Annotated in this window: 10 protein-coding genes and 1 tRNA gene; 3 read left to right on the top strand and 8 right to left on the bottom strand. The window is 63.0% G+C overall.

From position 1 onward, the window contains the following. The first annotated feature begins 66 nt into the window (after window positions 1–66). From AC2VLV_RS08765 to AC2VLV_RS08755, 3 genes are all read left to right on the top strand, one after another. Window positions 67–936, top strand: a complete 870-nt coding sequence (locus tag AC2VLV_RS08765; protein WP_486989625.1) for an AAA family ATPase — start codon at window positions 67–69, stop codon at window positions 934–936. A gap of 107 nt (window positions 937–1,043) precedes the next feature. Beyond that, a complete protein-coding gene (locus tag AC2VLV_RS08760; RefSeq protein ID WP_486989624.1) occupies window positions 1,044–1,310 on the top strand; it encodes a hypothetical protein in 267 nt (88 codons plus the stop codon). A 259-nt stretch (window positions 1,311–1,569) separates the two neighbouring features. Next, window positions 1,570–2,883 carry a phage major capsid protein gene (locus AC2VLV_RS08755; protein ID WP_486989623.1) on the top strand — a complete coding sequence of 438 codons (1,314 nt, stop codon included), beginning with the start codon at window positions 1,570–1,572 and terminating at the stop codon, window positions 2,881–2,883. A gap of 603 nt (window positions 2,884–3,486) precedes the next feature. On the opposite strand, the gene AC2VLV_RS08750 is transcribed toward AC2VLV_RS08755, so the two are convergent. From AC2VLV_RS08750 to AC2VLV_RS08715, 8 genes are all read right to left on the bottom strand, one after another. Next, entirely contained in the window at window positions 3,487–3,726 is a 240-nt protein-coding gene (locus tag AC2VLV_RS08750; RefSeq protein WP_486989622.1) for a type II toxin-antitoxin system HicA family toxin, read from the bottom strand. Next, window positions 3,723–4,049 (bottom strand): hypothetical protein, encoded by a 327-nt coding sequence (locus tag AC2VLV_RS08745; RefSeq protein WP_486989621.1) that lies wholly within the window; start codon window positions 4,047–4,049, stop codon window positions 3,723–3,725. Before AC2VLV_RS08745 ends, AC2VLV_RS08750 begins: the two co-directional genes overlap by 4 nt. 261 nt (window positions 4,050–4,310) lie before the next feature. Next, a tRNA-Thr gene (locus tag AC2VLV_RS08740) sits at window positions 4,311–4,386 on the bottom strand. Between the two features lie 43 nt (window positions 4,387–4,429). Then, window positions 4,430–5,440, bottom strand: coding sequence for a class 1 fructose-bisphosphatase (locus tag AC2VLV_RS08735; RefSeq protein WP_486989620.1), 1,011 nt, complete (start codon window positions 5,438–5,440; stop codon window positions 4,430–4,432). A gap of 34 nt (window positions 5,441–5,474) precedes the next feature. Then, window positions 5,475–8,147 carry an aminopeptidase N gene (gene pepN, locus AC2VLV_RS08730; RefSeq protein ID WP_486989619.1) on the bottom strand — a complete coding sequence of 891 codons (2,673 nt, stop codon included), beginning with the start codon at window positions 8,145–8,147 and terminating at the stop codon, window positions 5,475–5,477. A 61-nt stretch (window positions 8,148–8,208) separates the two neighbouring features. Further along, window positions 8,209–9,313, bottom strand: a protein-coding gene (gene prfB, locus AC2VLV_RS08725) for a peptide chain release factor 2 (RefSeq protein WP_486989618.1) whose coding sequence is annotated in 2 segments (ribosomal slippage) — window positions 8,209–9,231 and window positions 9,233–9,313 — 1,104 coding nt in all. Because the reading frame shifts where the segments join, the coding sequence is not laid out codon by codon here. A gap of 81 nt (window positions 9,314–9,394) precedes the next feature. Next, window positions 9,395–10,531 (bottom strand): molecular chaperone DnaJ, encoded by a 1,137-nt coding sequence (dnaJ, locus tag AC2VLV_RS08720; RefSeq protein WP_486989617.1) that lies wholly within the window; start codon window positions 10,529–10,531, stop codon window positions 9,395–9,397. 97 nt (window positions 10,532–10,628) lie between these two features. Then, the coding region (locus AC2VLV_RS08715; protein WP_486989616.1) for an Hsp70 family protein at window positions 10,629–11,377 on the bottom strand (749 nt) is incomplete at its 5' end.

Genomic DNA, 11,377 nt, shown 5'->3' with positions numbered 1-11,377 from the left:
GAATTGCTGCCGCATAACTGGGCAAAAACCAACACCCCTGCCGCCAGCACCTGACCTTCACTTCGGGTGTCAAGAGGGGTTGGCGGGACGCTTACGGATGAAGTTGCACAGGGGCTGACGATCCTTGACGGCTCCGAGGCTGGGCCTCTGATGACCGAGGACAGCGACCGCGGCATTCACCGCCTGCGCGCCACAGCGGCAATGCAGCAGATTGAAGCGATGCAAGGTGTTGACGTTTGGATCATCGACAACGTGAGCGACGCCTACGACGCCAACGAAAACGAAAGGCGCCTGGTGCGAGCCTTCATTCGGCGCCTTGGGGGTCTAGTGCGCAGCAATGGCGGCGCGGTCTTGATGCTCCAGCACCTGCCGAAGGATGCAGCGAAACGCGGAGGCGGCACCGAGAGTTACAGCGGTTCGACGGCGTGGCATAACAGCGTGCGCAGCCGCTTGGTGTTGACGCAAGAGCGCGGGGGGCTGGTCAAACTGACGCAGGAGAAATCCAACCTGGGCCGCTGTATCTCCCCGCTGTACTTCGAGCGCGACGACGAGGGGGTGATGCTGCCTGTCAGCGCGCCAGCGCGGAAGTGGGAGGACATCGCGCCGGTAGACGAGGACGTGTTGCAGGCCATCGCGGACGCGGCACAGTCAGGCCGGGCAGTGGGCACGGCTACCGCTGGCGCGCTCCCGTCTGCGCGTGTGATTCAGGAAATGCTGCGGATAAGCGCAGCGCGTGTGCCACCACCGAAAGAGATCAATGCCGCATTGATCCGACTCGAACAAGGGGGGCGGATTGTTCGCCAGACCGTCAACACGGCGCAGCGCAAAACGCGGGAAGTGTGGGCTGCTGCGCCGAATGCGCCGAATGCGCCGAATGAGGAATTAGGCGCATTAAGCCCTTTGGTGCATTCGGCCTGCGCCGAATGCGCCGAATAGGCGCGGGGGGTACGGGGGGATTAAGCGCATTGAATTCGGCGCAGCCATTCGACGCAAATCCCACCACGCCTTACGCCAGACAACGAACAACATCACCGAGAGACAACATGACCAACCCAACCGACAAAATCGCATTTGATGCCCTGGAAGCCGCAGGGCGCCTGCTCGACGAAACCCTGCGCCGCACCTGCGGCGGCGACCCCGAAGCATCGACCGCGATCCGCGGAGCAATCGCAGCTGGCGCTATTGCAACGCTGCGCATACAACTTGCGCCGTCCACCAAGCTGGCGACATGGAGTGCTGAATTGACCCTGCCTGACGGCGAGGTCATGCCACTTGGCGGGCAAGATCTTGAACCCGAATCCTTGCAGTAATGCTGCATGCTGTGCTAGCATCGCCGCCCATGATCGGCGTAGCAGTGCGGGACGCACTGGCGCTGGGCAAGTGCAGGCATCTGCACGGCAGCGACAAACGCGCACATGATGGGCAGCCTGACGGGACGTTGGGGTCTTTCAGCGGTTTTGAAGCGGCAGCGATTCTGTGGGATCGGCAACCCAGCGGGACGGGACGTTCCGGGGCTGGCGAGGACACGAAGCGCAGGCACCTCATTCCACATTTTTGAAAGGCTTGACCATGAAAACCATCACCCGTATGACCAGCGACGTGCACGCACTGCTCGCCAAGATCGCCGCCGCACCGGCTGGCGCCTATGAAAAACGCGAAGACATCAGCCTCAAGGCGATTGCCGAAAACCTGGACGGCATCGGCGTCGCCTTCGAGCAGTTCAAGGGCGACAACGACACACGACTGGCCGCCTTGGAGCGCCACGCTGCGCGGCCCGGCAGTGGCTTCGCCAGCGGCACCGCTGGGGGCACCCCCGCTGGCGAGACACCGCAATTTGTCAGCAAGGACGGCCGCCCGATCCTGACCCTCAAGCATGGCGACAACATCGAGGCGCGCATGCGCCAAGCTGGCCTCATCGCCGAACCGGATGAGCCCGACGCCCTGGCCGATTTTTTGCGGGCAGTTGCAGGCCAGAAGGCACGCGGGGAACTCTCTCGGAAAGCACTCGCTGCTGGCACCGACGCCAGCGGTGGATATGCATTGCCCAGCAACGTGCTGGGCGGCATCCTGCAGGGTTTGAGTGCGGCTTCAACCGTGACCCTGGCGGGCGCCAACATGGTGATGCTTGATGGCGTTGGCGACGGCGCCAAGAGCACCACGATTGCCGCAATTGATGCCCTGCCCACCGCTGGCTGGCGGGCCGAAAATGGGGCCGTCGTGGAGAGCGCGCCAACATTCCGCGGGATCGTTGTGGAGCCAAAAAGTCTGGCCTTCATCCTGCGAGTCAGCCGTGAATTGTTGAGCGATGCCTCAAACTTGAGCCAAGCACTGCAGGTTGCCATCGGCCAAGCGTTTGCGCAGGAGATCGACCGCACCGCGCTACTGGGCTCTGGCACCGCGCCTGAACCGCGCGGCCTGGCGAACGTCGCTGGCGTCAACGCCGTGGGCAACGGCACGAACGGCGCAACGCTGGCCGCGGGCTACTACAAGAGCTTGTTTGCCGCATATCAAGCCATCCTGGACGCCGACGCGCCAGCGCCGACCGCGGCCATCATGTCGCACCGTTCGCGTGTCGGTTCTGGTGGCATGGTGGACACCACCGGCCAGCCGCTGCAAGCGCCGCCACTTCTGGCCGGGCTCAAGATGTTGTCCACGTCGCAGATCCCGAACAATCTGACCACGGGCACCAGCAATGACTGCTCCCAGATGTTCGTAGGCGACTTCGGTCGCATGGCCCTCGTGTTCCGTGAGAGCGTTTCGGTGCAAATGGCGCGCGAACTGTTCGCCGCGAATGGGCAGATTGCATTTGTTTGTCACGCCCGAGTCGACGTCGCGATCACCTACCCGCAGGCGTTTGCCGTCGTGTCTGGCCTGCGCGGTTAACGATCAAGACCCTTCCCAGCGGGGGCCGCTTAGGCGGCGTGCTGGGTGTGGATTAGCCGGTGAGTGCCACATCATGCAAAAACCCCGGCACGGCGCGGACGCTTTTCTTAGGGGGCGGGCCGCGCCATCTTTTTTGCAGACTGCGAACAGCAGGCCGCACAAGCCGCTGGCGCCGGAGATAGGCAAGCCCCTGACCCAAACGCGATAGGCGCACAGCGACGCTGTACGCAGGCCACAGGCACCGGGGGGCGGTCAAATCTCTACGAAGCACCGGCCCATAGACCACTCAGGTATCTCACGCAGACTTTATTTTGGTGATTTGGAGCTATTCAAATGAGCGGCAAGAAAGGATGTAGCGGCGGTGCGCGGCCTGGCGCTGGACGGAAACCTAGCATCGGCAGCGGCTTTGCGGCTGCAGGCAACCCGCCGAAGGTACGGACACGCGACCCGTTGAAATTCCTGCTGCAAGTCATGCAAGGAAAGGTGCGACCGACCCGCATGCAGCTCAAGGCTGCGCGTGTCGCTGTGGCCTACATGCACGGGAAGCCCGCTGCTGGTGTCGGGAAATCCGCAACGGGTAACAAGAAGGCCTCTGGGCCGGCACTACTTGTGCAGGGCCTTGTAGAAGGTTCTCTTTGATACGCCGGCCTGCCGCGCCATTGCGCCGATCAGGAATGGACTGAAGGGCGCCTTCGGGCAGTCGACCGTTACCTTATAGAAGCCGCGCTTATCTTCACGCTTCCATTGTTCATGGGATCCCTCGGTGTTGCAGTAGGCGAATCCGAGGTTGCGAAGAATGCGCTTGACGTCGTTGCACGTGAGCGGTGGCTGCGCCCCGCTCATGCAACCGTAAGAGGCATTGTCTCGCAGCCCAGGTGGTGCCCGACTGGAACGCCGTCACGCCGCAGGGCCTGAAGGAAGCGGAAATAGTAGAAGGCGAACCAGTATCGCAGCGGGGCTCTACGCCGGAGCAGGGTCTCGGCAAATTCGCGATCTGGTCCCTCAAAGATGTCTTTAAGGTAGCTGTGGATCTGTGCCTGCAGGAGGCGGTGCGCCTCGTCGTAGGTGTCTGCCTGAGCTGCAAGAGAGAAATCAAGGCACATCACAGTCCACTGGTTGCCTTCCTTTTTCCCAAGGATGCGCAGCAGAAGGGATTTGGGCTTCATATTCTGTCTCTCATATGGCGTGCCACGCCGGGTGTCTGGCAAGGGAATTATTGCACTGCGAAAAAGGCCACGGGAAATTTCTGGGAATCGTTTTCCCTGATTCCGCGCAATTCTTTGTAGATTTTGACCGTTTTGCAGCGGGGAAGTTCTCGGCTTGTTTGTGCAATTGATTGCACGGCAGCGCGGCTACATGGTGGCTACATGAGGCCAAGGAAGCAAAAAGGCCAACCCCGAAGAGCTGGCCTAAGTGCTTGTTTTTATTGGTGCCGGTGAAAGGAGTCGAACCCTCGACCTTCGCATTACGAATGCGCTGCTCTACCAACTGAGCTACACCGGCAAAGCCCGCCATTCTATACCAGGGGCGGGATTTACTTTTCAGTTCAGACGGTCTGGGCGTGGTAGCGCTGCAGCAGTTCGACTTCTTCGCGCGAGCCGAGCATCACGCTGCAACGCTCATGCAGCGAGGTGGGGACGATGTCGAGGATGCGCTGCGAGCCAGTTGTGGCTGCGCCGCCGGCTTGCTCCACCAGCAAGCTCATGGGGTTGGCTTCGTACAGCAGGCGCAGCTTGCCGGGTTTGTTCGGCTCGCGCTGATCCCACGGATACAGGAACACGCCGCCACGCATGAGGATGCGGTGTACGTCGGCCACCATGCTGCCCACCCAGCGCATGTTGAAGTCGCGCTCGCGCGGGCCGTCCTTGCCTTGCAGGCATTCGTCGATGTAGCGCTTGACCGGCGGCGCCCAGTGGCGCAGGTTGGACATATTGATGGAGAACTCGCTGGTGCTCGGCGGAATTTGCAGATCGCTCTGGGTGAGCACGAAGCTGCCTTGTTCGCGGTCGAGGGTGAAGACGGCCACGCCGTGCCCCAGGGTAAGCACGAGCTGGGTTTGCGGGCCGTAAACGCAATAGCCTGCGGCGACCTGTTTGGCGCCGGCTTGCAGGAAGTCGGCTTCGCTCACTTCGCCGACGTTCTTGGGTAATTGCAGCACGGAGAAGATGGTGCCGATGGTGACGTCCACGTCGATGTTGGACGAGCCGTCGAGCGGGTCGAACAGCAGCAGGTATTCGCCGCGCGGGTAGTGCTCGGAGACCGGGAACACGGTGTCCATTTCTTCCGAGGCCATGGCGGCCAGATGTCCGCCCCACTCATTGGCGTGGATCAGCACATCGTTGGCGATGACGTCGAGCTTCTTCTGCACTTCGCCTTGCACATTGCCGGTGCCGGCGGAGCCGAGCACATCGCCCAACGCGCCTTTGTTCACGGCGATGCTGATGCGTTTGCAGGCGCGGGCGACCACTTCGACGAGCAGGCGCAGTTGGGGCGTGATGACGCCGTGCTCGCGCTCCTGTTCGACGAGATAGCGGGTGAGGTTGACGGATTGGGTCATGGGGAGTCTCTGGAAGGAAAGGGGCGAGCTGCGATCAATCGGCCAGGGCGCGTTCGATGATTTCGCGGGTGTCGGAAGACAGCGTGGCGCCTTCTGCCACGGTGCGTAGCGCTTGTTGCGCCGCTTCGCGATAGGCGGGCGCGAGTTTTCGCCAGCGGTCGAGGGCCCGCGCCAACCGGGCGGCGACCTGCGGATTGATGGCGTCGAGCGCCTGAACCTGTTCGGCCCAGAAGGCGTAGCCCGCACCGTCGGCGCGGTGGAAGGCGCCGGGGTTGGCCTGGCAGTAGGCGAACAGCACGCTGCGCGCGCGGTTGGGGTTGTGGATGGAGAAGGCGGGGTGCCGCATCAGCGCGTGCACACGGTCGAGTTGCTGCCCGTCGTGGTCTGGGGCGCTGGCCTGCAGCGCGAACCATTTGTCCAGGACCAGGGCTTCACCGGCGAACTGGGTGGCGAAGCGCTCCAGCGCTGGCTTGGAGAGATCGGCGCCAACATGCACCAACGCGGCCAGCGCGGCGAAGCGGTCGGTCATGTTGTCGGCATCCTTGACGCGCTGATAGACCCGTCCCAGCCAGGTTGCCTGTCCCAGTTCGCACAAATGCGCCTGGGCCAGATTGCGCAGGGCGCGGCGGCCGGCGCTGGCGAAATCGGGGCTGTAGCCGCCTTCGGGCGTGAGGGTGTCCCAGAGGGTTTGCCAGTCCTGCGCGAGTTCCTGCGCCAGCGCGGTGCGCAGCGCCTGACGGGCGCGGTGGATGCGAGGCGGATCGACCTCTTCAAGCTGCTCGGCGATGTAGGCCTCGCCGGGCGGGGTGAGCAGCAGATCCTTGAACGCCGGATCGAGCTTAGGGTCGCGGAGCACGGCGCGCAGCGCGTCGAGATAAGGGACATCGAGATGCAGAGCTTCGCCGCGAATCGCGCCGAGCAGGCGCGAAAGCGTCAGCCGCTGCGCCGCTTCCCAACGGTTGAAGGGGTCGGCGTCATGGGCGAGCAGATGCAGCAACTCGGCATCGGTGTAGGCGTAATCGAGGATCACCGGGGCGGAGAAGCCGCGCAGCAATGAGGGGGTGACGGTGTCGGCATCGATCTGTTCGAAGACGAAGGTCTGCTGGTCTTCAGTGAGCACGAGCACGGTTGAAGCGCCCTTGTCCTGGCCTTGCAGCCACAGGGGCAGGGCGCCGCCCCGGTCGTCGAGCAAGCCCATGGCGACAGGAAAGACCTGCGGCTGCTTGCCGGACTGGCCGGGGGTGTCGGGCAGGGTTTGACGCAGCGTGAGGGTGTAGGTGCGGGCGGCCGAATCGAGCGCGCCGCTGGCGTGTAGGCGCGGCGTGCCGGCCTGGCTGTACCAGCGCTTGAAGGCCGCAAGGTGTTGCACCAATGCAGACCCCGGGTTGGCATCGGCCATGGCCTGGGCAAAGTCGTCGCAGGTCACGGCCTGGCCGTCGAAGCGCTGGAAGTACAAATCCATGCCTTTGCGAAAACCGGCTCGGCCCACCAGGGTCTGCATCATGCGGACCACCTCGGCGCCTTTCTCATAGACGGTGGCGGTGTAGAAATTGTCGATGGCCTGGTATTGCTCGGGGCGCACCGGATGCGCCATCGGGCCCGCATCTTCGGAAAACTGCGCGGTACGCAGCACCCGCACGTCTTCGATGCGCTTGACCGCGCGCGCGGATTCACCGCCCGAAGCGGCGGCCAGGTCCTGGCTGAATTCCTGGTCGCGGAAGACGGTGAGGCCTTCCTTGAGACTGAGCTGAAACCAGTCGCGGCAGGTGATGCGGTCGCCCGTCCAGTTGTGGAAGTACTCGTGGCCGACCACGCTCTCAATACCGTCATAGTCGGCATCGGTGGCGGTGGCCGGATTGGCCAGCACATACTTGGTGTTGAAAATGTTGAGGCCCTTGTTTTCCATGGCCCCCATGTTGAAATCGCTCACGGCCACGATCATGAAACGATCCAGATCGAGGCTCAGGCCGAAGCGCTGTTCGTCCCATGCGATCGACTTGATCAGCGACTCCATCGCATGCTCAGTCTTGTCGAGATCGCCCGCGCGTACATAGACCTGCAGCAGATGCGTCTTGCCCGACGCGGCGCGCACGGTCTGTTCGCGGCACACCAGATTGCCGCCAACCAGGGCGAACAGATAGCAGGGCTTGGGAAACGGATCGTCCCACACCGCTTCATGGCGGCCGCCGTCCAGGTCGGTCTGCGACACCAGATTGCCGTTGGACAGCAGCACCGGGTATTGCGCCTTGTCGGCACGCAGCGTGACGTGAAAGCGGCTCATCACATCCGGGCGGTCGGGCCAATAGGTGATGCGGCGAAAGCCCTCGGCTTCGCACTGGGTGAAGAACGCGCCGCCCGACATGTAGAGCCCCGCCAACTGGGTGTTGGCCTGGGGGACGTTGAGGGTTTCGATTTCCAGCGTGAACGTCTCGGGCAGTTTGTCGAGCACCAGGGTGTTGCCGTCTTGGCGGAAGGCGACGAATTCGCCGTTCACCTTCAGCGTCAGCAGGGTGATGTCTTCACCGTCGAGCACCAGCGGGGCCGACTCGGCGACGCCTTCGATGCGGCGCACCGCCATGCGGCTGTGCACGCGCGTTTTCGCGGGGTCGAGATCGAAGCGCAGGTGCACGCTGTCGATGGCGTAAGACGGCGGGGTGTACTCCGCCAGGCGGGTGATGCGGGCAGGCGTGTCGGGTTTGGCGGTCATGGCAGGGCGGGTTTCAGCGGGGCGATTGGGGGGGCGATAGAGAAAACGCGAGCCGTGCGGTTCAAAGGCCGGACTTCAGGCTGGCGGTGATGAATTCGTCGAGATCGCCGTCGAGCACTTTCTGAGTGTTGGAAATTTCGACGTTGGTACGCAGGTCTTTGATGCGGCTCTGATCGAGCACATAGCTGCGGATCTGGTGGCCCCAGCCCACGTCGCTCTTGGTCGATTCGAGCGTCTGCTGCTCGGCCATGCGTTTGCGCATCTCGTGCTCGTACAGCCGCGAGCGCAGCATCTGCCAGGCTTCGGCGCGGTTTTTATGTTGCGAGCGATCATTCTGGCACTGCACCACGATGCCGGTGGGAATGTGCGTCAGGCGCACCGCCGAGTCGGTCTTGTTGATGTGCTGGCCGCCGGCGCCGCTGGCGCGAAAGGTGTCGGTACGCACATCGGCAGGGTTGATGTCGATCTCGATCGAGTCGTCCACCTCGGGGTAGACGAACACGCTGGCGAAGCTGGTGTGGCGTCCGCCGGAGGAGTCGAACGGACTCTTGCGCACCAGGCGGTGCACACCGGTTTCCGTGCGCAACTGGCCATAGGCGTAGTCGCCCTCGATCTTGATGCTGGCGCTGCGCAGGCCGGCCACGTCGCCCTCGGTCTCTTCCATCACCTCGGTCTTGAAGCCCTTGCGTTCGCAGTAGCGCAGGTACTGGCGCAGCAGCATGCTGGCCCAGTCGCAGGCCTCGGTGCCGCCGGCGCCAGCCTGGATGTCGATGAAGCAATTGCTGGGGTCGAGCGGGTTGGAGAACATGCGGCGGAACTCCAGCGCTTCGACTTCGGCGGCAGACTTCTCGACATCGGCCTCGATGGCCTCGCAGGTGGCATCATCGCCTTCCTCGCGGGACATCTCGAACAGTTCGCTGTGATCGGCGAGCGCCGTGGTCAGGCTCTCCAGCCCGAGCACCACGATTTCGAGCGACTTGCGCTCGCGGCCCAACTCTTGCGCGCGTTTGGGGTCGTTCCAGACCAGCGGGTCTTCGAGCGCACCCGCAACTTCCATCAGCCGCGACGACTTGGCATCGAAGTCAAAGATACCCCCTTAGCGCTTGAACGCGCTGCTGGAGGTCGGTAATTCGGTTGGTGATGGCGTTGAGGCGTTCTGCGTCCATGATGCTCTTGTGATGACAAAGGGCGCTATTTTCGCACCCCTTGGCATGGACCTGCTCATTTGGGCAGACCCGAGGTTCTGCTCAAACGGGTTTGAAGAATTCCTTGGCCTTGTCGAACCACGACTTGGCTTGCGGCGAGTGGCGATCGCCACCTTTTTTCAGCGACTCGTCGAGCTCGCGCAGCAGCCGTTTCTGTTCCTCGTTGAGCTTGACCGGCGTCTCCACGGTGATGTGGCAGTAGAGGTCACCGGGATAGCTCGAGCGCAGGCCTTTGATGCCTTTGCCGCGCAGGCGGAAGGTCTTGCCGGCCTGCGTGCCTTCTGGGAGATCGATCTCCGCCTTGCCGCCCAGCGTGGGTACATCGATGCCGCCGCCAAGAGCCGCCTTCGCCATGCTCACCGGAACGTGACAGTGCAGGTCGTCGCCGTCGCGCTCGAAGACCGGGTGCTGTTTGATATGGATTTCCACATACAGGTCACCGGGCGGCCCGCCGTTGACGCCGGGTTCGCCATTGCCCGTGGAGCGGATGCGCATGCCCGAGTCGATGCCCGCGGGAATCTGCACTTCCAGGGTCTTCTGTTTCTGGATGCGGCCACGGCCATGACAGGCCGTGCAGGGCTCGGGAATGAGCTTGCCCGTGCCGTGGCAGGTCGGACAGGTCTGCTGCATGGCGAACGGCCCCATGCGCTGCGCCACCTGACCGCTGCCGTGGCAGGTGGTGCAGGTGATGGGCTTGGTGCCGGGCTTGGCGCCGCTGCCGTTACAGGTGCTGCATTCTTCCCAGCCGGGGATGCGCAGGCTTTTGTTCACACCGTTTGCCGCGTCTTCGAGACTGATTTCCAGCGAATAGCTCAGATCGTTGCCGCGGTAAACCTGCGGCCCACCACCGCCACCGCCGCGGCGCCCGCCGCCAAAAATCTCGTCGAAGATGTTGCCGAAGTCGCCAAATCCCCCCGCACCGCCTCCGAATCCGCCAAATCCGCCCGCCGAGGGGTCGACCCCGGCATGGCCGTACTGGTCATAGGCGGCACGCTTCTGGGTGTCGCACAGGCACTCGTAGGCTTCCTTGACGACTTTGAACTGTTCTTCAGAGTCTTTGTTGCCCTGATTGCGGTCGGGGTGGTGCTTCATGGCCAGCTTGCGGTAGGCCTTCTTGATCTCGTCTTCCGAGGCGTTTTTGCTCACGCCCAAGACTTCGTAGTAGTCACGTTTTGCCACGGGTTCTGCCTTGCGAATCGGTTCAATAACAATGGACAAACGGGAGGGCCGCGCGATCAGCGGCCCTCCCGTCGGGAGACTTCAAGTGTGGCGACGATCAGGCCTTGCCGTCCTTCACTTCCTTGAACTCGGCATCGACCACGGTGTCGTCGCCCGCGGCCTGGCTGCTGGCGCCACCGGCTGTGGCACCCGCAGCAGCTTGTTCGCCGGCCTGGTTGGCATACATCTTCTCGCCCAGTTTCTGGCTGGCGGCGAGCAGGGCGCTGGTTTTGGCCTCGATCTCGGCCTTGTCCTCCGACTTGATCGACTCCTCGGCGGCTTTCAGCGCGTCTTCGATAGCGGATTTCTCGCCCGCATCGATCTTGTCGCCATACTCACTCAACGATTTGCGCACCGAATGCACGGCGGCGTCGGCCTGGTTACGGGCATCGACCAGTTCGCGCTTCTTGTGGTCTTCTTCCGCGTTCACCTCGGCATCGCGCACCATGCGCTGCACTTCCTCTTCGCTCAGCCCGGAATTGGCCTTGATGGTGATTTTGTTCTCTTTGCCGGTGCCCTTGTCCTTGGCGCTGACGTGCAAAATGCCGTTGGCGTCGATGTCGAAGGTCACTTCGATCTGCGGCGTGCCACGCGGAGCCGGCGGAATGCCTTCGAGGTTGAACTCGCCCAGCAGCTTGTTGCCAGCCGCCATCTCGCGCTCGCCCTGGAATACCTTGATGGTCACCGCAGGCTGGTTGTCATCCGCCGTGGAATAGACCTGTGCATGCTTGGTCGGCACCGTGGTGTTCTTGGTGATCATCTTGGTCATCACGCCGCCCATGGTCTCGATGCCCAGAGACAGCGGGG

The organism is Thiomonas sp. TH-17 (assembly GCF_057473305.1).
This window is presented reverse-complemented; position numbering and strand designations above follow the sequence as displayed.

Coding starts and splice junctions, on each gene's coding strand:
- AC2VLV_RS08760 (WP_486989624.1), top strand. CDS start 1,044: ATGACCAACCCAACCGACAAAATCGCATTTGATGCCCTGGAAGCCGCA.
- AC2VLV_RS08755 (WP_486989623.1), top strand. CDS start 1,570: ATGAAAACCATCACCCGTATGACCAGCGACGTGCACGCACTGCTCGCC.
- AC2VLV_RS08750 (WP_486989622.1), bottom strand. CDS start 3,726: ATGAGCGGGGCGCAGCCACCGCTCACGTGCAACGACGTCAAGCGCATT.
- AC2VLV_RS08745 (WP_486989621.1), bottom strand. CDS start 4,049: ATGAAGCCCAAATCCCTTCTGCTGCGCATCCTTGGGAAAAAGGAAGGC.
- AC2VLV_RS08735 (WP_486989620.1), bottom strand. CDS start 5,440: ATGACCCAATCCGTCAACCTCACCCGCTATCTCGTCGAACAGGAGCGC.
- pepN (WP_486989619.1), bottom strand. CDS start 8,147: ATGACCGCCAAACCCGACACGCCTGCCCGCATCACCCGCCTGGCGGAG.